19 protein-coding genes and 1 pseudogene are annotated in these 20,084 nt (G+C 72.4%); 9 read left to right on the top strand and 11 right to left on the bottom strand.

The window, feature by feature from the left end:
• Window positions 1–374 precede the first annotated feature (374 nt).
• From ACQP2F_RS38535 to ACQP2F_RS38555, 5 genes are all read right to left on the bottom strand, one after another.
• The gene (locus tag ACQP2F_RS38535) at window positions 375–1,337 is read right to left on the bottom strand and encodes a hypothetical protein (protein ID WP_433296492.1); all 963 of its coding nucleotides are present in this window, start codon (window positions 1,335–1,337) and stop codon (window positions 375–377) included.
• On the bottom strand, window positions 1,334–3,820 hold the full coding sequence (locus ACQP2F_RS38540; RefSeq protein WP_433296494.1) for an AAA family ATPase: 2,487 nt from the start codon (window positions 3,818–3,820) through the stop codon (window positions 1,334–1,336). Before ACQP2F_RS38540 ends, ACQP2F_RS38535 begins: the two co-directional genes overlap by 4 nt.
• Complete coding sequence (locus ACQP2F_RS38545) at window positions 3,817–4,968, bottom strand: exonuclease SbcCD subunit D (protein ID WP_433296497.1); 1,152 nt, start codon at window positions 4,966–4,968, stop codon at window positions 3,817–3,819. Before ACQP2F_RS38545 ends, ACQP2F_RS38540 begins: the two co-directional genes overlap by 4 nt.
• A gap of 9 nt (window positions 4,969–4,977) precedes the next feature.
• Complete coding sequence (locus ACQP2F_RS38550; protein WP_433296499.1) at window positions 4,978–6,723, bottom strand: ATP-binding protein; 1,746 nt, start codon at window positions 6,721–6,723, stop codon at window positions 4,978–4,980.
• 100 nt (window positions 6,724–6,823) lie between these two features.
• A complete protein-coding gene (locus ACQP2F_RS38555) occupies window positions 6,824–7,570 on the bottom strand; it encodes a pyrimidine reductase family protein (RefSeq protein ID WP_433307754.1) in 747 nt (248 codons plus the stop codon).
• A gap of 249 nt (window positions 7,571–7,819) precedes the next feature.
• On the opposite strand from ACQP2F_RS38555, the gene ACQP2F_RS38560 reads away from it, so the two are divergent.
• Both ACQP2F_RS38560 and ACQP2F_RS38565 read left to right on the top strand, forming a co-directional pair.
• The gene (locus ACQP2F_RS38560) at window positions 7,820–8,536 is read left to right on the top strand and encodes an amino acid-binding protein (RefSeq protein WP_433296501.1); all 717 of its coding nucleotides are present in this window, start codon (window positions 7,820–7,822) and stop codon (window positions 8,534–8,536) included.
• A 94-nt stretch (window positions 8,537–8,630) separates the two neighbouring features.
• Complete coding sequence (locus tag ACQP2F_RS38565; protein WP_433296503.1) at window positions 8,631–9,674, top strand: GNAT family N-acetyltransferase; 1,044 nt, start codon at window positions 8,631–8,633, stop codon at window positions 9,672–9,674.
• On the opposite strand, the pseudogene ACQP2F_RS38570 reads toward ACQP2F_RS38565, so the two are convergent.
• Both ACQP2F_RS38570 and bioB read right to left on the bottom strand, forming a co-directional pair.
• Window positions 9,613–9,900, bottom strand: a pseudogene (locus ACQP2F_RS38570) (hypothetical protein); the annotation flags it as partial. The gene ACQP2F_RS38565 and the pseudogene ACQP2F_RS38570 sit on opposite strands and share 62 nt — an antisense overlap.
• On the bottom strand, window positions 9,840–10,814 hold the full coding sequence (gene bioB / locus ACQP2F_RS38575; RefSeq protein ID WP_433296505.1) for a biotin synthase BioB: 975 nt from the start codon (window positions 10,812–10,814) through the stop codon (window positions 9,840–9,842). The gene bioB and the pseudogene ACQP2F_RS38570, both read right to left, overlap by 61 nt.
• A gap of 74 nt (window positions 10,815–10,888) precedes the next feature.
• Here bioB and ACQP2F_RS38580 point away from each other — a divergent pair, with 74 nt between their 5' ends.
• The gene (locus ACQP2F_RS38580) at window positions 10,889–12,025 is read left to right on the top strand and encodes an 8-amino-7-oxononanoate synthase (protein ID WP_433296507.1); all 1,137 of its coding nucleotides are present in this window, start codon (window positions 10,889–10,891) and stop codon (window positions 12,023–12,025) included.
• Window positions 12,026–12,651: 626 nt separating this feature from the next.
• Window positions 12,652–13,365: a dethiobiotin synthase gene (gene bioD, locus ACQP2F_RS38585; RefSeq protein ID WP_433307756.1), complete on the top strand. Its 714-nt coding sequence runs from the start codon at window positions 12,652–12,654 to the stop codon at window positions 13,363–13,365.
• A gap of 15 nt (window positions 13,366–13,380) precedes the next feature.
• On the opposite strand, the gene ACQP2F_RS38590 is transcribed toward bioD, so the two are convergent.
• Window positions 13,381–13,926: a pyridoxamine 5'-phosphate oxidase family protein gene (locus tag ACQP2F_RS38590; protein WP_433296510.1), complete on the bottom strand. Its 546-nt coding sequence runs from the start codon at window positions 13,924–13,926 to the stop codon at window positions 13,381–13,383.
• 90 nt (window positions 13,927–14,016) lie between these two features.
• On the opposite strand from ACQP2F_RS38590, the gene ACQP2F_RS38595 reads away from it, so the two are divergent.
• Entirely contained in the window at window positions 14,017–14,496 is a 480-nt protein-coding gene (locus tag ACQP2F_RS38595) for a winged helix-turn-helix transcriptional regulator (RefSeq protein WP_433296512.1), read from the top strand.
• Here ACQP2F_RS38595 and ACQP2F_RS38600 read toward each other — a convergent pair.
• Window positions 14,483–15,019 carry a DUF1697 domain-containing protein gene (locus ACQP2F_RS38600; protein ID WP_433296514.1) on the bottom strand — a complete coding sequence of 179 codons (537 nt, stop codon included), beginning with the start codon at window positions 15,017–15,019 and terminating at the stop codon, window positions 14,483–14,485. The two genes, ACQP2F_RS38595 and ACQP2F_RS38600, sit on opposite strands and share 14 nt — an antisense overlap.
• A gap of 314 nt (window positions 15,020–15,333) precedes the next feature.
• Here ACQP2F_RS38600 and ACQP2F_RS38605 point away from each other — a divergent pair, with 314 nt between their 5' ends.
• From ACQP2F_RS38605 to ACQP2F_RS38620, 4 genes are all read left to right on the top strand, one after another.
• Window positions 15,334–15,912 (top strand): GAF domain-containing protein, encoded by a 579-nt coding sequence (locus ACQP2F_RS38605; RefSeq protein WP_433296516.1) that lies wholly within the window; start codon window positions 15,334–15,336, stop codon window positions 15,910–15,912.
• 34 nt (window positions 15,913–15,946) lie between these two features.
• Window positions 15,947–16,834: a diacylglycerol/lipid kinase family protein gene (locus ACQP2F_RS38610; protein WP_433296518.1), complete on the top strand. Its 888-nt coding sequence runs from the start codon at window positions 15,947–15,949 to the stop codon at window positions 16,832–16,834.
• A gap of 60 nt (window positions 16,835–16,894) precedes the next feature.
• Window positions 16,895–17,881, top strand: coding sequence for a tetratricopeptide repeat protein (locus ACQP2F_RS38615; RefSeq protein ID WP_433296520.1), 987 nt, complete (start codon window positions 16,895–16,897; stop codon window positions 17,879–17,881).
• A gap of 148 nt (window positions 17,882–18,029) precedes the next feature.
• Window positions 18,030–18,161: a hypothetical protein gene (locus tag ACQP2F_RS38620; RefSeq protein WP_433296523.1), complete on the top strand. Its 132-nt coding sequence runs from the start codon at window positions 18,030–18,032 to the stop codon at window positions 18,159–18,161.
• 21 nt (window positions 18,162–18,182) lie between these two features.
• Here the strand turns inward: ACQP2F_RS38620 and ACQP2F_RS38625 are convergent, their stop codons facing one another.
• Together ACQP2F_RS38625 and ACQP2F_RS38630 are read right to left on the bottom strand one after the other, a co-directional pair.
• A complete protein-coding gene (locus tag ACQP2F_RS38625) occupies window positions 18,183–18,581 on the bottom strand; it encodes a DUF2809 domain-containing protein (protein WP_433296525.1) in 399 nt (132 codons plus the stop codon).
• Window positions 18,582–18,616: 35 nt separating this feature from the next.
• Window positions 18,617–20,077 carry a deoxyguanosinetriphosphate triphosphohydrolase family protein gene (locus ACQP2F_RS38630; RefSeq protein WP_433296527.1) on the bottom strand — a complete coding sequence of 487 codons (1,461 nt, stop codon included), beginning with the start codon at window positions 20,075–20,077 and terminating at the stop codon, window positions 18,617–18,619.
• Window positions 20,078–20,084 lie beyond the last annotated feature (7 nt).

Raw genomic sequence — 20,084 nt, forward strand, 5'->3', positions numbered from 1 at the left:
CGCTTTCCCCGTCGCCTGAGATACGGCTGGGGACGGCCGCCGGGATCAACGGTGGCGCGAAAATTTCCGGGACGCGGGTGATCAACTGTCCTCCGGTGTCGTGTGGGGGCGTCACGGGGCACATCGGGGACGATCAAATACATCCATCAACACCGATATACCTACCAGGGCAGCCGAATAATACTCAGCCACAGGCGTCCCAGAAAACGCCGTTCTGAGCAGGCGCGACGCACTGGCGGTGCGAAATTACCCGAGCGTAGGCAAGCGCTCTCGGAGCGTTCCGGTCTCAGCATCTGGGAGCGCTCCCACAGCGCCGGTCACCCCGATCGGAGGACCCTCGGGAGCCGGTCGGACCTTTCGGCGGCGGGCGGCCGCTATGCCCGATTTCGCGCCGTGGCCAGGGTCAACGCCCGGTGCAGCACGCGCGCGTCGCCCAGCATCCCGCGCAGCCGGCGCTCGAGCCCGGCGATCGGCACAAGATTTTGCGGTGCGCGCGGGTCCTTGTACGCCGAGGACGCGAAACGGGGCAAAGTCGCGCCGGACAACTCGGCCAGCTCGATCGCCTGTTCCGGGGTGAGGTCGGGTGAGCACTCCACCCGGACGATGCCCGACCACGGCGCGCCGGAGCCGCCGGGCAGCCGCAGGTACCAGGACCAGCCGCCCCACACCGTGCCGAGGTGGAAGACCGGGGTGCGCTGCCCCGGGCGCAACGCCGTGACGACGGCGGTCAGTGCGGCCGGCAGGTACTGCTTCTGCTGCGTCTTGACGTACCCGATGGTGCGCGGCAGCTGACGCCGGTTGCGCAGCGGACCGTCCACCACCAGCAGGTCGTCGCCGCCGTCGCGGGCGGTGCCGGAGATGTCGATCTCGAGGGCGGTCAGGGACGGCTGGACGGCCGCCGGCAGCTTGCTCGCCTCGCCGGTGCCGGAGACCCGGTGCACCTCGTAGCGCACCGAACCGGCCTGCAGGTCGCCGGCCGACGGGCTGGCCGTGAACAGTCCACGCCCGACCCGCGCGTCGACCAGCTCGGCCGACCCGCGGGCGAGGTCGCAGCGGACCACCCCGGCCGCGAACGAGGCGGCCAGTCCCGCGTACGACGTGCCGTCCTCCTCGGCCGTCCACAGTCCGGCGTCGTTGCGGCGCACGCCGTCCACCAGGAACACCACGTCCGGCATCGGCGCCGACGCCGGCACGTCGATCGGCGCCCACTCGGCGGCCGGGACCTCGACGTCGGTGTCGACCTGCGCGCTCGACGGCGACGCCGGCCCATCCTCGCCGCCGCCCTCGAACGACGAGCCGTACGACGGATCCCAGGCGTCCACATACATCCGGGTCACAGGCCGACCCTCTCGACGCGGGCGCTCCGGGCGTCCTTGCTCACCTCGAACCGCACCGGCACCCGCTCGGCCAGCGCGCTCACGTGGGTCACCAGGCCGACCATGCGGTCGCCGCGGGCGGCCAGGTTCTCCAGCGTCGCGGCCACCACGTCGAGGGTCGCGGCGTCGAGCGTGCCGAAGCCCTCGTCGAGCACGATGGACTCGAGGCTCGCGGCCGTGGTCGACATGCCGGCCAACTGCTCGGAGAGGGCCAGAGCCAGCGCCAGCGAGGCCTGGAACGTCTCGCCGCCCGACAAGGTGCGCACCGCGCGCCGCAGCCCGGCGTCGTGATGGTCGATCACGTAGAACTCGCCCTTGTCGTGGATCAGGTCGTACTGCCCGCCGGTCAGCTCCCGCAGGATCCGCGACGCGCCGTCGACCAGCAGGTCGAGCGCCTCCTCGAGCAGCCACCGCTCGAAGTTGTTGGCCCGCAGGTGCCCGGCCAGCGCCTTGGCCACCCGGCCCTCGCGCTGCAACGTGATCCGCTGCTCGCTCAGCTCGCGGGCCCGCTCGCGGAGGTCGACGACCTTCTGCCAGTCGCCCTCGGCCGCGGTCGCGGCGACCGCTGCGGCGCGGATGAGGTCGGCCTCGCTGTGCGCCGGCGCGGTCAGCCCGGCCGCGGTGAACAGCGCCGCCACGGCCGCGTGCGCGTGGACGGTCGCCTCGTGGGCGGCGGTCAGGGCGACCTCGGCCGCCTGGCGGGCCGCGGCCCGGCTGCGGTGCTCGCCCTCGGCCCAGTCGACGAGCGTCGCCCAGGCGGCGGCCAGGTCGTCGCGCTCGGCCGGCGGCGGGGCGAACCGGGCCACCCGGTCGCGTACGCCGTCGAAGGTGCGCCACGCCGCCCGCTCCCGCTCCTCGGCCTGATGGGCGGCCTGCTGAGCCCGGCGCTGGGCCTCGCGGGCGGTGCGCACCGCGACGCCGGCCCGGTCCAGGTTGCGCTGCAGCCGATCGAGCTCGGCCAGCTGCCGCTCGAGCGCGGGCACCCCGGGCGAGCCGGCCACCACCGCGCGCACCTCGCCCAGCCGGGCGACGTGGTGCTCGTGCTGGGCGCGCTTGCGCTCGAGGTTGCCCTCCAGCTTGCGGGCCACCGCGTCGCGCTGTTTCCACGCCGACTCGGCGACCTCGGCGGCGGCCCGGGCGGCCTTGCCGGTTGCCTCGGCCTCGCGCACGGCCGAGCCGGCCGGCATCTCGGGCACGGTGGTGACGGTCTGCTCGCAGACCGGGCAGTGGTCGCCGGGGCTCAGGTGGGCACGCAGGGCGGCGGCCCGGTCGATCCGCTGGGCCTCGGTGTAGTCGAGGCGGGCCTGCTCCAGCAGCTGGGTGGCGCCGAGGTGGGCGCCGTGCGCGAGCTCGGCCGCGGCCTGCGCGTCCTTGAACTCGACCTCGGCCACCTGCACCTCACCGGCGAACCACTCCTCCTGCTCCACCAGCCGATCGAGCTCGGCGTGCCGGTCGAGCAGCAGCTTCAGCGATCCGGCGTCGCCGGCGGCGGCGAGCTCGCCGCGCAGCTTCTCCTCGCGCTCCTCGGCGGTGCGCACCTCCTCGGCGGCCTCGGTGGCGCTCGCCCGGGCGGCCGCCGTCGCGCCGGCGATCTCCGCGCTTCCCTCGGGCGTACGGACGGAAGCCAGCGCCCGCAGCTCGGCATCCAGCGCATCGCGGGCCGCCGCGGCCTCGGCCTCGGCCTCGCGAGCCGTGCGCAGGCCCGGGACCGCCGCCTCGACCGCCGCGGTCAGCTCACGCATGCGGGTCAGGTGCCGCTCGGCCGCCTCCACCGCCTCGTCGTTCGCGTCGGCCAGCCCGGCCAGTTGCTGGTCGACCACGCCGAGCTTGGCCTCGGCCGCGTTCGACCGGGCGGTGGCCTGGGCCTGCACCCGCTCGTAGACGTGCAGGCCGAGCAGGTTGACCAGGATCTGCTGCCGGGTGGCCGGCTTGGCGTGCAGGAAGTCGGCGAACTGGCCCTGCGGCAGCACCACGCAGCTGGTGAACTGCTCGTAGGGCAGCCCGACCGCGTGCAGCACCGCCTCGTCCATCTCGGCCGGGGTGCCGGCCAGCACCTCGCCGAGGTCGTCGAGGTCCATGCCGGTGTCGAGCTTGGTGACGTCGAAGCCCTTGGGCATCAGCTGCAGGCCGGCCCCGGCGGTCTTGACGTTGCCCCGGCCGTCGCGGCGCACCACCCGGGTCGCGACATATCGGTCGCCGGCCGACTCGAAGACCAGCCGCACCTTGGCCTCGGCGGCCGAGGGCGCGAGCGCGTTGGTGATGCCGCGGGCGCCGCCCCAGCGCGGGACCGTGCCGTAGAGCGCGAACGTGATCGCGTCGAGCACCGTCGACTTGCCCGAGCCGGTCGGCCCGACCAGCGCGAAGTAGTCGGTGTCGGTGAAGTCCACCGTGGTGTCGTCGCGGAACACCGTGAACCCCGACATGTCCAACCGAATGGGCCTCATGAAGCGCTGCTCACCTCGTCGTACAGCTCGTCGAAGAGCTCGCGGACGCCGTCCTCGGCGTTACCGCGACTGTCCAGGTAGTCGCCGAAGAGCTCGCGCGGCGACCGGCCGGCCCGCTGCGCCATCCGCTCACCCGCCTTGCTCGGCATCATCTCCGGGTCGATCCGCACCTCGAGCGCGTTGGGCAACAGCTCCTGCACGTCCTCGCGGAGGCCGACCCGGGGCGTCTCCCGCACGAAGACACGGAGCCAGGCATCCGGGAGGTTCACCTTGGTGAGCTGGTCGAGCGTGCCGCGCACGGTCCGCAGGGCGCGCGCCGCGCTGACCGGCACGTCCCGCACCCGGGCCGCCTTGTCGGTGGCCACGTCCACGATCGCGACCGACGGGACGTTCTCCTCCTCGCCGAAGTCGACCGCCAACGGGCTGCCGCAGTAGCGCGTCGGGCAGGGGGCGATGACCGACTGCGCCCGGTGCAGATGGCCGAGCGCGACGTAGTGGGTGTTCTTCGGGAAGACGGTGGCCGGCACCGCGTACCCCATGATGGTGTGCGCCTCGCGCTCCCCGCCGCCGGCCGCCGCTCCCACGATCGTGAGGTGGGCGGTCAGCAGGTTGACCACGCCGGGCCGGGCGAACGGCTCGCTCAGCTTCTCGATCAGCCGGGCCACGTGGTCCGCGTAGGTCTGGTTCGCTTCCGCGCCCGACAAGTCGTACATTTCCGCAGCGCGAATGGCGTAGCGCTGAGACAGGAAGGGCACCGCCACCAATCGCCAACGCTCGCCACCGGCGGTCGTGCCGGCAACGAGCAGATCGTCCAATTTCTCCCGGAACGATCCCCGCAAGACGATGCCCGCCGCCTCGGCCCACGGCCGCAACGCATCCAGCGCAGCGCCGTTGTCGTGGTTACCGCCGATCGCGACGACCTGCGCGCCGGTGCGTTGCAGAGCGGAGAGCGCCCGCGTGACGACCCGGGTCGACTCGGCCGTCGGGGCGGCGGTGTCGTAGAGGTCGCCGGCCACGATCACCAGGTCGGGCCGCTCGGTCTTGGCGATCTCGACGACCTGGGCCAGCACCCGGATGTGTTCCTCGTGCCGGGTGCGGCCCTTGAGGACCTTGCCGACGTGCCAGTCGGAGGTGTGCAGGATGCGCATCGCAGAACCCTAGAACGGAATGTCGTCGTCGGCGGCGGAGGCCTGTCCGACCACGGCGAACGGATCGATTCCCTGGACGATCGAGCGCATCGAGCCGGCCGGTGGGGGCCCGGACTCCGACTTGCGGGTGGCCCAGGCCGGGAACGGGAACTCGACGCAGAGCGGGACCGGGATGTCCGGCTGGTTGACGAACATCGTGCCCGGCCGGGCGAGCAGGGCCCGCTGCCGCATGGCCGGCGGGAGGAACCCGTACTCCGGCCGCGCCGCCTCGGCCGGGTCGAGCCGGCCCACGACCCGGATCGCCGAGTTGGTCACGATGCGGCGCTCGACCTCGCTCGCGGTCTGCTGGGCGCCGATCAGGATCACGCCCAGCGAGCGGCCGCGCTCGGCGATGTCGAGCAGCACCTCCTTGATCGGGGAGCTGCCCTCGCGCGGCGCGTACTTGTTGAGCTCGTCGAGCACCACGAACAGCAGCGGGCGCCCGGTGCCGGCCTTCTCCTTCTCCTCGAACTCGGTCTTGAGCGTCACGCCGACCACGAAACGCTGCGCGCGGTCCGGCAGGTTGTGCAGGTCGACGACGGTGACCTGGGCCGACTCGGCGGTCTTGATCTGGTGCGGCCGGCGCGAGGCGAGGTCGCCGCGGATCAGCCGGGCCAGGTCGCGCTTGCTGCCGATCAGCCGGCGGGCGAACGCGTTGACCGTGCCCATGTTGACCGCGCTGCCGGCCCAGGTGGACCGGGTCTCGTCGTCGGTCAGCTGCTCGACGATGTGGTCGACCAGGTCGCCGTAAGACGAGATGCGCCGCCCGTCGATGCTGATGCCGCCCTCGGCCGGGACCGCGAACCGGTTGAGGTGCGCGGTCACCGAGTGGACGACCATCGTGTACTGCTGGCGCTCGTCGTCGGCGTCGGCGAACACGTACGGCAGGAGCTTCTTGTCGCAGAACTCCTCGAGGGTCCAGTAGAAGGCGTCGACCCCGGTGAGGCGGCTGCTGACGTCCGGAGCGCCGGAGGAGTCGCCGGCCCGGGGTGGTGCGTAGACGCGTACGTCCGCGAAGGGTGTCGCCGGCAGCTCCAGCAGCTTGTACGCCGCCGTGGTCGCCTCGTCGAGCTTGGTGTTCGCGTGGTCGAGGAACAGCAGGTCCTCGCCCTTGACGTTGAAGATCAGCGCTCGGGCGTTGGCACCGTCGGCGCCCAGCTGGCCGGAGCGGAACACCGAGTAGAGCAGGAACGTCGCGAAGCTGGTCTTGGTCGCCACGCCGGAGATGCCGGAGATGGAGACGTGCGCGCCGCGGGTGCCGTCGAGGAAGTCGGCGTTGAGAAAGACCGGGACGCCGTCGCGGCCGGTGCCCATCGGGATGCGCCGCTCCATGCGGTCGAAGTGCAGCGCCGCGTCGCGCGCCTCGCCCTCGGCCCGGTGCACGATCGCGCCCGGAGCCGGCGGCACGTAGAGCTCGGGGTCGACCCGGGTCGTGGTGATCTCGGCCGCCTCCTGCACCAGGGCCGGCAGCGTGCCGTCGGCGATGGCGAAGACGTCGGAGTCGAACTGGGCGCCCTCGTGCCGGGCGCGCACCTGGGTGACCACGCCGGCGATCGTCACCGGCTCGCGGTCGGGCAGCTCGCGCTTGGTCACCACGACGTCGTCGAGCTGCAGGTAGCTGCCGGGAGTCACGGCCGTCCAGAACTGGAGCGGCGTGGCATCAGCTGTCCCGAGCACCCGCCCGACGGGGGAAGTTTCGTCAGACACGCCGATCATCGTGCACCAGGGGTACGACAGAACCGGCAGGTGGCGGGGGTTGGCACGGGTTGTCCACAACTTCTGGTGGCCATCCACAGATTTATCCACAAGATCTTGCTCAAGTTGTGGAGGCGCGCCCCGGAGTCGAATCGCTTTCACTCCGGCGGGCGTATCGCAGGAAGAGCATGTCCTCGAGGGAGAGGATGTGCCGCAGCGCCATCTTCCGCGCCGGCGCCGGCGTCCCTGTCGCGATGCGGCCGGGGCCGCCGCCGACCAGCAACGGCGAGACCGTCAGACACAGCTCGGTCACCAGGTCGGCGGCGATCATGGAGCCGAACAGCGCCGGGCCGCCCTCGCTGAGCAACTGGGTCGCGCCCCGCTCGTGCAGCGCGGCGATCCCGGCGGCCAGGTCGACCTCGCCGTCACCGACCGCGATGACGTCGGCCACTTCGGAGATCCGTGCCGCCGGCGCGCCCCGGTGGGTGAGGACGATCGGCCGGATCGGCGCGTCGCTGAAGACCAGCTGGCCGGGGTCGAGGTCGAGCGAGCGCGACACCACCACCATGAGCGGAAATTCCGGCAAATCGCTATTAATCCGCCAGGCGCGAGCCGAGGGTGTGAGCCGCAGTGCGTCGTAATTCTCCTTCTTGACCGTCCCGGCCCCGACGATCAAAGCGTCGCAGACCATCCGCAGCGAGTCGAAGATCCGCTTGTCTCCGGGGCCCTGCAGCCCCGCGGAGAGCCCGTCGACCGAGACCGCGCCGTCGGCGCTCGCGATGAAGTTGACCCGAAGCGTCGGCTCCGGATTGCGGGGATAGAGGGCGACCAGCTCGTCCACGCCGGCCGGCCACGGCCGGCAGATCACGGGCCCGGCGGCCCGGTCACCGGGGGCGTCGGCTCCGGCGCCCGATGCTGGCAGTCGCACCACGTACCGCCGCGGCACTCCTCGTGGCGGCGCTCCCGGCAGGCCTGGCAGATCACCCCTCCGACCCTACTGGGCCGCCTTGACCAGCGGGACACGGCGGCGCAACCCGAGCGAAACGCCGATTTGGGAGGGTGTACGACATCAAGCCAGACGGCCTCCGCGTGCCGTCGCCCCGACGGGAGGAGCCGCATGTTGCTGCGCGTTCGAGTCACTCTGCCGGACCGTCCCGGTGCCCTCGGCCAGGTGGCGCGCACGCTGGGCGTCGCCGGCGCGGACATCGTGCAGGTCGTCGTGCTGGAGCGGCTCGGCGGCCGAGCCGTCGACGACTTCACCGTGGTCTGGCCGGGCGCCTCCCGCGTCGAGCGGCTCCTCGCCGGTCTCGCCGCCATCCCCGGCGTGCAGGTCGACGGGGTGTGGAAGGCGATCGGCGCCCCGGTCACCGGCGGTCACGACGCCGAACTGCTGGCCCAGATCGCGGCCAACCCGGCCGACGGCCTCGCCACCCTGGTCGACGCCGTGCCCGGCCTGCTCGCCGCCGACTGGGCCGCCGCCGCGGTGGTCCCGGCCGACTGGGCGGCCCGCAGCGGCGCGCCCCGCCTTGTGCCCGGCGAGGGCAGCGACGCCACTGTGGTCTACGCGTCATGGCGCGCGCCCGGCCCGCTGGCCCTGCCCGAGATCACCCCGCTGCGGGCCCGTCCGCTCACCGCCGCCGACGGCACGCGCTACGCGGTCGCGCCGTTCGGCCGGGCCGGCCTGGTCCTGGTGATCGCCCGGCAGGACGAGGACGACCTGCCGGCGGCCGGCTTCCACGTGACCGAGGTCGACCGGGTCGCGCAGCTGGTCCGTGCGGCCGCGGTGATCCTCGGCGACCGCCTCGACACCGCCGGTGTGCCCGCCGTCATGTGACGGGAATCGCGGGGAAAGCCCAGCTCAGGCAATGTCCGGTTAACACCTGGAGTGGAGGATGGAGCTCGGTAGGAACTGAAAGGGGTGCCGAGTCATGGCGCTGTGGCGGATCCGGGCGACGGTCGACGACCGGCCTGGCTACCTTTCCGTGTTGACCGCGAGCCTCGCGTTGAAATCCGTGAACATCCTCGCCGTCCAGGTGCACACCACCGAGGCCGGCGCGGTGGACGACTTCCTCGTCGACGCGCCCGACGCGCTGAGCGAGTCCGATCTGGTGACGGCGATCGCCAAGGGTCGCGGCCGCAACGCGTTCGTCTCCCGGGCCGAGGCCGAGGGCCTCGCCGACCAGCCGACCCGCGCGCTGGCCCTGGCCGGCCGGCTGGTGCACGAACCGGACGCGCTGGGCGAGGCGCTGGTGGCCCTGCTCGACGAGGCCGAGGTGCGCTGGCGGCCCGAGCCGCTGACCAGCCCGCCGGGCGACGACGACACCCGGATGACGCTGGCCGACCCGGCCGGTGGCTCGTACGAGGTGCTGCGCGCCCGTCCCGCGTTCACCCCGGCCGAGCACGCGCGGGCCCGTGCCCTGGCCGAGGTGGCCGGCACGGCGGTGCGGCACCGGCAGGAGAACATCACGCTGCTGCTGCCCGACGGCCGCGAGCTGACCCTGCGCACCGCCACGCCGGCCGACGCCGAGGCCGTCGTGGCCCTGCACCGGCGCGTCTCGGCCGCCTCGCTGCGGAGCCGCTACCTGGGCGGCGGCGCACCGGCCGAGTCACGGCTGCGCCGGCTGCTCGAGCCGGCCGGCGGTCGCACGCTGCTGGCCGAGACGGCCGACGGCCGGGTCGTGGCGATGGCCAACCTGCTGGCCGAGGGCGACCTCGGCGAGATCGCGGTGCTCATCGACGACGAGTGGCAGCGCCGCGGCATCGGCACCGCGCTGGTCCGCCGCCTGATGGCGTGGGCCGCGAAGGGCCGCTTCGCGGCGCTGGTCGCGCACACCGCCGCCGACAACGTGGCGATGCTGCGCACGCTGCGGCGGCTCGGCGCCGGCCCGGCCGAGCGGGACGGCGCGATGGTCAGCGTGACGCTGCCGGTCGCGGGTCAGGAGAAGAAGGAGCAGGTGGGGGAGCCGGTCTGATCGTGCCGTGCTCCACACACGTCGCCGTCCAGCCGGCCGGCACGACCTGCACCTTCATCCGGCGGCGGCACTGCGCGCAGTAGCGGGGCGGCTCCAGCTCGCGGGCCGCCTCGCACGCCGCGTGGTCTCCGGAGGCGGCCGGTGAGCCGCATCGGTCGCAGTACATCAGAGCGTCGCCGACAGGGCCTTGACCGGCATCTTCAGGTCTTCGAGCAGGGCCAGGTCCTCGGTGGCGGGACGGCCCAGCGTGGTGAGGTAGTTCCCCACGATCACCGCGTTGATGCCGCCGAGCAGGCCATCGCGCGTACCCAGATCACCAAGCGTGATCTCGCGGCCCCCGGCGTACCGGAGGATGGTCTTGGGCATCGCCAAGCGGAACGCGGCGATGGCGCGCAAGGCGTCCTTCCCCTCCACCACCGGCTGATCGCCGAGCGGCGTGCCCGGGCGCGGGTTCAGGAAGTTCATCGGGACCTCGTGCGGGTCGAGCTCGGCCAGCTGCGCCGCGAACTCGGCCCGCTGCTCGATCGTCTCGCCGAGGCCGAGGATGCCGCCGCAGCAGACCTCCATGCCCGAGTCGCGCACCATCTTCAGCGTGCCCCAGCGCTCCTCCCACGAATGGGTGGTCACCACGTTGGGGAAGAACGAGCGGCAGGTCTCGAGATTGTGGTTGTAGCGGTGGACGCCCATCTCGACCAGCTCGTCGACCTGCTCCTGGGTGAGCATGCCGAGGCTGGCCGCGACCTGGATGTCGACCGCTTCCTTGATCGCCTTGACGCCCTCCCGCATCTGGTCCATCAGGCGCCGGTCGGGTCCGCGCACGGCGGCCACGATGCAGAACTCGGTCGCACCGGTCGCGGCGGTCTGCCTGGCCGCCTCGACCAGCGAGGGGATGTCCAGCCAGACCGAGCGCACCGGCGAGGCGAACAGGCCCGACTGCGAGCAGAAATGGCAGTCTTCCGGGCACCCGCCGGTCTTGAGCGAGACGATGCCCTCGACCTCGACTTCCGGCCCGCACCACTTCATGCGGACGTCGTGGGCCAGCTGGAGCAGCTCGGGGAGATCTTCGTCGGGCGTGCGGAGGACTTCGAGAATTCCCGCCTCGTCGAGGCCCACGCCGGTCGACAGCACCTGGTCTTGCATGCCCGTACCCTACAGGGCTGTTGATAGGTTCCCTTTCTCGCTCTTGTCTTTGGTCGCACGTCGTTGGAGGTTCGTTGCCGGGCTGGTTGGAAGCGCTGGAGCGCCTAGCCGGGAGCCGGGCCAAGGCCGGTCTCACCCGTGAGTTGCGCCCGCGTGCGGCCGGCGACGTCGTCGTCGACCTGGCCGGCAACGACTACCTCGGCCTGAGCGCCCACCCCGCGGTGATCGAGGCGGCCGCTTCCTCCGTGCGGCGGTACGGGCTGGGAGCGACCGGTTCGCGGCTGGTGCGCGGCTCCACCGACGCCCACGAGCAGCTCGAGTCGGCCCTGGCCACGTGGCTCGGCTTCCCGGCGGCGCTGGTGTTCTCGTCCGGTTACCTGGCCAACCTGGCCGCGGTGCGCGGGCTCGCCGCGGTCTGCGACCTGGTCGTCTCCGACGCGTACAACCACGCTTCCCTGATCGACGGCTGCAAGATCTCCGGCGCCCGTACGGTGATAGCGCCGCACAACGATCCGGGCGGGGTGGCCGCGATCCTCGATGCCCACCCCGGCCAGTCCGCGGTGGTCGTGACCGAGTCGGTGTTCTCGGTCGACGGCGACCTCGCGCCCCTGGCCGAGCTGCACGAGGTGACCTCCCGCCGCGGCGCCCTGCTCCTGGTCGACGACGCGCACGCGCTCGGCATCCTCGGCCCGACCGGCGCCGGCGGCGTCTACGCGGCCGGCCTGGCCGGCCGCGACGACGTGGTGGTGACCGCCACCCTCTCCAAGTCCCTGGGCGGCGCCGGCGGCGTCGTGGCCGCCCCCGCGCCGTTCATCCGCCACCTGATCGACACCGGCCGCACGTTCATCTACGACACCGCCCTGCCGCCGGCGGTCGTGGCCGGCGTCCGCGCCGCCCTGTCGGTCGCGGTCGCCGCCGACGACCGCCGCGCCGTGCTGTCGGCCCGCGCCGCCCGCACCGTCGCCCGCCTGACCGCCGCCGGCTTCCCGGTGGCCACTCCCGCCGCCGGCGTCATGTCGGTGCTGGCTCCGGGCCCCGAGGCCGCCGTGGCGTGGGCCGCCGACTGCCGCGACCGCGGCGTGGCCGTCGGCTGCTTCCGCCCGCCGTCCACCCCCGACGGCACGTCCCGCCTGCGCCTGACCCTGAACGCGGGCGTCCCCGACGACGCCTTCGCCCACGCCCTCGACGTCATCGTGGAGTGCGCACCATGAGCACCAAGCCATCGCCCAGCTCGCCCGAGGTAGCCGGCCGCCTGCCCGCCGCCAACGTGGTCTTCACCGCCGGCCCCGCCGGCTTCGACCTGCCACCGTTCCCCGGTCCCCCGCCCGCCGCCCTGGCTCCCCCGCTCGAGCCGGCCATGGCCGCGTTCACCGCCCCCACCGACTTGCCCGAGGACGACTTCCTGGGCGGCGACGGCATCTCCACCAGCCCCGCGCCCGCCTCTTCCTCGCCCGCGGCATTTGTCCCACCCGTCCGGAGTGACACCGCGCCGCCCACCGAACCCGGCGAGGACGTCCCGCTCGAAGCCCCCATCTCTCCCGCGCCCGCCGCCCCCATCTCGCCCGCGCCCGCCCCCGTCTCGCCCGCCGGTCCCATCTCGCCCGCGCCCGCCCCCGTCTCGCCCGCCGGTCCCATCTCGCCCGCCCCCGTCTCGCCCGCCGATCCCGCCGCGCCTCCCGATCTCGTGCCCGCCGCCCCCGCCGCGGCCCCCGATCTCACGGCCGACGACCTCCCCACCGGCGAGGCACTCGGCCAGGAGATCGCCGCCGAGCTCTCCGCCCAGGCCCCCGCCGCGCAGGCCGCGCCGCAGCGTCCCGACACCGGCGAATGGCGTGGCATCGTCCTGGTGACCGGCACCGACACCGACGTCGGCAAGACCATCGTCACCGCCGCCGTGGCCGCCGCCGCCCAGGCGTCCGGCCTGCGGGTCGCCGTCATCAAACCCGGCCAGACCGGCACGGTGACCGGCGCGCCCACCGACATCGAGGTGATCACCCGCCTGGCCGCCCCCGAGACCACCCGGGTGCTGGCCGAGTACCCCGAGCCCATGGCGCCCCTGGCCGCCGCGACCGTGGCCGAGCTGCCCCCGCTGGAGCTCTACGAGGTCGTCGACGCCATCCGCGCCGAGGCCGACAAGCACGACCTGGTCCTGGTCGAGGGCGCCGGCGGCCTGCTGGTGCCGATGGGCGTGCGCCCGTCCGGCGAACCGTGGACGGTGGCCGACCTGGCCATCACGCTGGGCGTCAAGACCATCGTCGTGGCCCGGGCCGGCCTCGGCACGCTCAACCACACCGCCCTGACACTGGAGGCCCTGAGCCGCCGCGGCGTCCCCGCCGGCGTCGTGATCGGCGCCTGGCCCCCGCAGCCCGAGCTGGTCCACTGGGCGAACCTCAGCGAGCTGGCCCCCCACCTGATCGGCGCCCTACCCGCCGGCGCCGGAAGCATGGACCCCGGCGTCTTCCGCCGCTCGGCCCCCGGCTGGCTCACCCCACCGCTCTACGGCGTAATCGAGAACTGGCGCGTCTGGGCCGAGGAGACCGAGAACCACTAGGGTCTGTCCCGCGGATCACGCGAGTGCGAGGCGCGGTCCAGGTGGTGGCTGGCGTCGGCCGCGAAGCGGCCGCATCCCGGTGTTGGATTCGGGCGTTTCGCGGACGCCGTCAGGCGCCGCCTGGGCCTCGCCGCAGCCCCGCGTGATCCACGGGACAGGCCCTAGGCCGGGCCCCCGGTCAGCCGACGCCGACGGTCTGGCGCTCGGCTCGATCACCCCGATGACCCGTGCCTGCTCGCGCGAATACGGCTGTCCGATGTACTTCATCGCGATCTCGTCGGCCACCGCCCAGGCCGCGTTGCCCTCGATCCACTCGACCACGCGGCCCCGGATGACCACCGGCAGGAACGGGTTGTCGGCCGGCGTCAGCGATAACGCCACCCGGGGATCGCGCCGCAGGTTGCGGGCCTTGCGCGACTCCGGCCCGGTCAGGAACAGAATCTGGTCGCCCCGCGTGGTCACCCACAGCGGCACCGAATGCGGCGCGCCGTCCGGCGAGACCTTGGCCAGGTGGGCGACGACGGTGGTGTCGAGAATGCGGCGTACGTCGGGCTCCAGCATCGCGCTTCTCCCATCAGAGTTCCTTCAAGTGACTCCGCGCCCGTAGCAGTCAGAGTTCCTTCAGGGAACCCAAGCCGCTAGACTCCTCTCATGCAACGCACCAACTTCGGCGCGATGGTCTGCTCGATCGCCCGCACGCTCGACGTCTTCGGCGAGCCGTGGACGCCGCTGATCCTGCGCGACGTGTGGGCGGGCCTGCGGCGCTTCGACCAGATCCAGGCCGACCTCGGCATCTCCCGCAAGGTCCTGACCGAGCGGCTGACCGTCCTGGTCGAGCAGGGTGTCCTCGACCGCCGCCCCTACGACCGCCGCCCCCGCTACGAGTACGTGCTGACGGAGAAGGGCCGCGGCCTCGTCGACGTGCTGATGGTGATGGCCGCGTGGGGCGACCGGTGGCAGGCGGGCGAGGCGGGGCCGCCGGTGCTGTACCGCCACCACGCCTGCGGCGAGATCGCCACCGTCGACCTGCGCTGCCGCCACTGCGGCGAGCCGATGCACGCCGCCGACGTCGACCTGCTGCCCGGCCCCGGGGCCCCGGAACCGGCGGGCGCAACCGTCAGAAGGTCTTAGCCAGTTCACTCAGCTTCGTCAGCGTCGTCCAGTTGCGCTCGGTGCCGTGCAAAGCCAGCCGTCGGGCGACCATGGCCGCATTGAGTGGATTGCCGTGCACCCCCGTTCGATAGTCGATGTAGACCTCCCGGTCGCGGACCCGGACGTCGTCGTGCTCCTCGAGCCGCTTGACGCGCTCGGGTGACGGATGCTCGGCCAGGAAGACCACGCGCATCAGGGTCGGGCGCTCCCTCGCGGCCGCGGGAAACGGATTGGCGTCGAGGATCTCCTCCAAGCGATCGCGACTGCGGACCAGGACCGGCTCGTCCACGCCGAAGCTCTCGCGGACGACCGCCCGGATGACGGGCGCCACCTCGAGGTCGGAATCGACCACCACGTTGCCGCTCTGCAGGTGTGTGCGGGCCCCGGGCAGGCCGGCCTCGGCCAGCCGCTCGCGCAGCTCGGCCATCGGGACCTTGTTGCGCACACCGAGATTGACCGCCCGCAGCAGCGCGACCCACACCGTCATCCCGTTCGTCTCCATCGCAGGTTGCTCACGCCCCACACCTCGGCGACTCTGATCATCTCCATCATCGTGGCCGGTTCGCCGGCATCAAGAACGGCACCCTCGCCCTGATGGCGGCCACCGGCGCCCGCCCGACCCCGGCCGAGCGCGCCGAGCTGATCGAAGCCGCCCCGCGCGCCCTCGATTGAGACCCACACACCATGTGCGACTTTCATGTTCGGTCCCGGCGACCGGCACCAAATGGGCCATCGGGAGCGTTGCGGGACACCAAGGCGGTTTCTAGGCTTCCTCGTGTCCGTGAGCGGTTCGCAAAGGCCTGGGGGAGATCCGCGATGACCAACAGCAACCCGGTTTCGACAAACGCGTACGAATATCTCGACAATGTCGGCCCGGAGGAACGGGCCCGTCTCGAGGCCGTCCGGCGGTACCGCCTCGTGGATCAGCCGGTCGAGGACGCGTACGACCGCATCGCCTTTGTCGCGGCGGCCATCTTCGATACTCCGATCGCGACGGTCAGCCTGGTCGAGCAGGACCGCGTATGGCTGGCCGCGTGCAACGGCCTCAGCGGCGTACGCGAGGTGGGCAAGGAGCCCGGCCTCTGCGCCTCGGTGATCGCCCAGGACGACGTCTACGTCATCAACAACGCGGCCGTCGACCCCCGTACGCTCGAGCACCCCCTCGTGCGCGGCGAGCTGGGCCTCCGCTTCTACGCCGCCGCGCCGATCCGCACCCACGACGGCTACCGCCTCGGCACCGTCAACGTGATCGACAACCGCCCCCGCGAGGCCACCCCGCGCCAGCTCCGGGCCCTCGAGCACCTGGCCGCGATGGTCTCCGACGAGCTCGAGCTGCGCCTCATGGTCATCCGCAGCGCGGCCGCCGAGCAGCGCATGCGCGAAACCGTGAACTGATTACCGCGAGCCGATATCGGGTAGTGCGCAGCACATGCGCACCCCCCGAAAGATCGCCGTGGTCGCCCACCAGCGCAAGACGCTCGACGGCGGCCTGGATGAGCTGCGCCGGCGCATCACCGGCGCGGGCGTCGACGACCTGATCTGGCACGAGGTTCCCAAGAGCCGCAAGGCGCCGAAGAAGGTCAGGAGCGCCCTCGAGAACGACCCCGATCTGCTGGTCGTCTGGGGCGGCGACGGCATGGTCCAGCGCACGCTCGACGTCGTCGCCGGTTCCAAGACGCCGGTCGCGATCATCCCGGCCGGCACCGGAAACCTGCTGGCCACCAACCTGGGCATCCCGCACGACCTCGAGCAGGCGGTCGACATCGCCTTCAACGGCAGACGTCGGCGCATCGACCTCGGCAAGCTGGCCGGCGAGCACTTCGGCGTGATGGCCGGCGTCGGCTTCGACGGCGCGATGATCCACGACGCCGACCGGAAGATGAAGGACCGGCTGGGCAAGCTGGCGTACGTATGGACCGGCCTGCGCCACGTGAACGGCGAGGCGGCGACCGCCCGGATCACCGTGGACGGCGTCAAGTGGTTCGACGACGAGGCCAGCTGCGTGCTGATCGGCAACGTCGGCACGATCACCGGCGGCATCAAGGCGTTCGACGACGCCGAGCCCGACGACGGCTGGCTCGACGTCGGCGTCGCCACCGCGCAGGGCGCTCTGCAGTGGGCGCGGGCGCTGGGCACGATGGCGGTCGGCCGCTCCGATCGGTCGCCGTTCGTGCGTACCACCCGGGCCCGGCACATCGACGTCAAACTCCAGACCAAGATGGAGTACGAGCTGGACGGCGGCGCCCGGACGAAGACCAAGCGCTTCACGGCGGCGGTCCAGCCCGGTGCCGTGAAGATCTGTGTCCCACGGCAATGAGACGTCCAACTTAGACAAAAGCTATCGACACAGAGCGCGGTCGTGTGATCACATTCGGCTATGACGCACCCGGATCTGGACCGGGAGTCGTGGCAGCGCGACTTCGAAGTGTTGATGCGCAACGACCCGGGCGGCGCGGCGGACGCGTTGCTCGCGGTGTGGCCGGAGGTCGAGCGGGACGCCGCGCTCGTCGATCTCCTACGGGCCGACGCCGAGGCATTGCTGCAGAACTCGGGCGGCGAGCTGTGGCGCGACGGGTTGCATCAGGTGGTCTTCCGGGCCGGGAACAGCCTGCCGCACCAGGGCCGGCTGGCGGCCGCGGTGACGTACTGGGAACGCCTGCTCCCGACCGCGAGCGAACGACTCGGCCCCGAGCACCCCGACACCCTCACGATCAAGAACAACCTCTATTGGGCGTACGGGCGATCCGGTGACGTCGATCGGGCGCTGACCGGCTTCCGGGATCTTCTTGCCACGAGGCGTCGCGTGCTCGGCGAGACCGACCCGAACACGCTGGCCACCCGGCACGCGCTCGCGACCTGGCTGGACGAGGCCGGGGACCGCGCCGGCGCCGTGGCGCTGCTGCGCGAGCTCGTCGCCGACTACCAGCGCATCCTCGGGCCCGACCATCGTGACACGCTCAACACCCGGATCGCGCTGGCCGAGATCCTCGGCGGCGAGTCACCGTCCGGCGCCGTGGCCGAGCTGCGCCCGTTGCTCGCCGACTTCCGCCGCAAGCTGGGCCCGGACGATCCCGAGGTGCTGGAGGTCGAGGTCGAGCTGTGCGGCTGGCTGGCCGCGACCGGCACCCTGGACGAGGCCCTGGTGCGGATGGCACGCCTGGTGGACGACTATCGGCGGGTGCTCGGCCCGACCCATCACGACACTTTGACCGTACGCTTCGTGGCTCTCGACATGCGCGCGAAGATCTCCCCCTCGGCCACCGCCGAGATGCGCGCCCTGCTGGCCGAGATCGAGACCCTGCTGAACGCCGGTCGCGACGACGTAGCCGACATCAAGGACTCGATCGAATCCTGGCTGGCCTGACCTTCTGACAAATTACCGACATCAACCCTTGCGTCCGCTTGAGCCGTTTATATCGGTATAACGCGGCTTATCCCCTGGCATTTTCCTCCCCGGCGCCCGCACACTGGCTTCCCAACCGGCACCACTACGCATCTCCAGGGGGTTCGGCATGACGTACCGCGCCCGCCAAGCGCTCCGCCCCACCCGCCGAGACGCGCTGGCCCGCACCGTCCAGTTCCTCACCAGCGCCGTCGTGATCCTGGCCGTCCTCTTCGCGGCCGCCTTCAACGCGGCCCGCTGACCGGGTCACCCCACGCGGGAGTCAACGGCGATTCCCGCGTGGATCGAACCACCGGTCCAACGCCGCCGCGATCGCCACCCCCGGCACGTACCAGAAGAGGTCCGCCGGATCGAACGCCCGCCCCAGCACCAACCGCGCCACCACGCTGTGGTCGGACAACCGGGCCGGCACCGGCGTCAGCTGGAAGACCTCCACCGCCCAGCAGAACCCGAGCGCGATCGCCGCGACCGCCCCGACCGGCCCGCGCGGCCACAGGAACCTCGCCGTGCCGTACACCGCCGACGCATAGAGCGCCGTCCCGCTGACCTGTTCCAGGGCGCCGCTCGACTCCACGAAGGTGCCGGTGAACGCGCGGATCCCGAACGCCACCGCGAGCGACCCCGCCACCAGGGCGACCGCCCACAGCCGAACCCTTGTCACACCGCGTGTCACACCGTTTGTCACACCCGGAAAAGCTAGAGCACGAACGCATCCGTCCACAGCTGGCGGGACCGGCCGGAAAGGGCCTCCATCAAGCCGACCGCCTGGTTGTCGGTCAGCCCGGCCACGAAGTCGATGACCGCCCGCCCCCGCGCCCGGGCGAGCCGGTCGGGCGTGCCGTCCGGCAGCTCGGCGTCGGCCAGCTCGACCAGGTCCCCCAGGCGCCGCGGGATGCGCTCGGACTCGTCGGGGTCGGTCAGCCACGCCAGCAGCGCCTCGACCAGCGACGCCAGCAGCCGGGCCTGGCCGCGCTGGTGCAGCGCGAGATCGGGCCGGGCCAGCACGAACCGGTTCTGCACGAACTTGAGGACCTGCACCTCGTGCCACTGCATCGTGGCCAGCTGGACGTGCCCGGAGCGGACCGCCGGCTGCTCGATCAGCTCGGCCGACTCCACCAGCCGCCGGGTCCAGGTCGCCGAGAAGGCCGCCACCTGCGCCTCCGCCTCGAGCGAGCCGTCGAACGGCCGGGCCAGCAGCCCGTCGACCAGCTCGGCGCGGACCAGCTCGACCGCGGCCGCGAACGCCTCGTCGTCGGCCATCCAGCCGTCCTTGCGGTGCAGCTGCCGGCGCAACGACTCGATCGCGCCGCCGGCCCGGTTCGGGTCCGACTCGTGCCCCCAGCGCTGCCACGCCATCAGCTCGGTGGCGACGGCGCCCTGCTGGAGCACGCCGACCCGATAGACATCTTCAAGATCATGGATGGCGTACGCGATGTCGTCCGCCGTGTCCATGACCGACGCCTCGACCGTCTGCTGCCAGTCCGCGACCCGGCCGGCGAACGGCACCCGGGCGGCGACCATGTCGTCGGCCTCGGTCAGGTACGCGCCGAACTTCGCGGAACCGCCCTCGGCGTCGTCCGGCGTGGGCGTGGCTCCGCGCGGCGGCGGGTCCATGAAACGGGCCTCACCATGGCGGGTCCACGGATATTTGAGGATCGCCGCGCGTACGGCGTTGGTCAGATTCAAGCCGATGGTCGCCTGGCCGCGGATCTCCGTGCTGGTGACGATCCGGTACGACTGCGCGTTGCCCTCGAACCCGTCCGGCACACCGAGACGATGCCGGGCGAGCTGGTCGAGCACGCGTTCGCCGAGGTGGCCGAACGGCGGGTGCCCGAGATCGTGCGCGAGCGCGGCCGCCTCCACCACGTCCGGATCGCAGCCGCCCAGCTTCTCCGCGAGGTCGGCCTTGCCGCCGCCGGCCGTGACCCGCTCGGCGATCGCCCGGGCCACCTGCGCGACCTTCAGGCTGTGCGTCATCCGGTTGTGCACCAGGAGGCCGGCGCCACCCGGGCTGATCACCTGGGTGACGCCGGCCAGCCGCGCGAAGAACGGTGAGCTGACGATCCGGTCGCGATCGACCCGGAACGGGCTGGAGGCGAGGTCACCGGGAGCGACCAGACTGTCTCCGAAAAGGCGCTGAGCCCGCGAATCGTCCATGCGAGGC

The sequence above is a fragment of the Actinoplanes sp. CA-030573 genome (assembly GCF_050951115.1).
GTDB lineage: Bacteria > Actinomycetota > Actinomycetes > Mycobacteriales > Micromonosporaceae > Actinoplanes.

Excerpts from the sequence above, each read along its gene's own strand:
- ACQP2F_RS38630 (WP_433296527.1), bottom strand. The coding sequence starts at position 20,077 with ATGGACGATTCGCGGGCTCAGCGCCTTTTCGGAGACAGTCTGGTCGCT.
- ACQP2F_RS38590 (WP_433296510.1), bottom strand. The coding sequence starts at position 13,926 with ATGCTGGAGCCCGACGTACGCCGCATTCTCGACACCACCGTCGTCGCC.
- ACQP2F_RS38600 (WP_433296514.1), bottom strand. The coding sequence starts at position 15,019 with ATGGAGACGAACGGGATGACGGTGTGGGTCGCGCTGCTGCGGGCGGTC.
- ACQP2F_RS38565 (WP_433296503.1), top strand. The coding sequence starts at position 8,631 with ATGGCGCTGTGGCGGATCCGGGCGACGGTCGACGACCGGCCTGGCTAC.
- ACQP2F_RS38540 (WP_433296494.1), bottom strand. The coding sequence starts at position 3,820 with ATGAGGCCCATTCGGTTGGACATGTCGGGGTTCACGGTGTTCCGCGAC.
- ACQP2F_RS38560 (WP_433296501.1), top strand. The coding sequence starts at position 7,820 with ATGTTGCTGCGCGTTCGAGTCACTCTGCCGGACCGTCCCGGTGCCCTC.
- ACQP2F_RS38595 (WP_433296512.1), top strand. The coding sequence starts at position 14,017 with ATGCAACGCACCAACTTCGGCGCGATGGTCTGCTCGATCGCCCGCACG.
- ACQP2F_RS38615 (WP_433296520.1), top strand. The coding sequence starts at position 16,895 with ATGACGCACCCGGATCTGGACCGGGAGTCGTGGCAGCGCGACTTCGAA.
- ACQP2F_RS38620 (WP_433296523.1), top strand. The coding sequence starts at position 18,030 with ATGACGTACCGCGCCCGCCAAGCGCTCCGCCCCACCCGCCGAGACGCG.
- ACQP2F_RS38610 (WP_433296518.1), top strand. The coding sequence starts at position 15,947 with ATGCGCACCCCCCGAAAGATCGCCGTGGTCGCCCACCAGCGCAAGACG.
- ACQP2F_RS38605 (WP_433296516.1), top strand. The coding sequence starts at position 15,334 with ATGACCAACAGCAACCCGGTTTCGACAAACGCGTACGAATATCTCGAC.
- ACQP2F_RS38545 (WP_433296497.1), bottom strand. The coding sequence starts at position 4,968 with ATGCGCATCCTGCACACCTCCGACTGGCACGTCGGCAAGGTCCTCAAG.
- bioB (WP_433296505.1), bottom strand. The coding sequence starts at position 10,814 with ATGCAAGACCAGGTGCTGTCGACCGGCGTGGGCCTCGACGAGGCGGGA.
- ACQP2F_RS38550 (WP_433296499.1), bottom strand. The coding sequence starts at position 6,723 with ATGATCGGCGTGTCTGACGAAACTTCCCCCGTCGGGCGGGTGCTCGGG.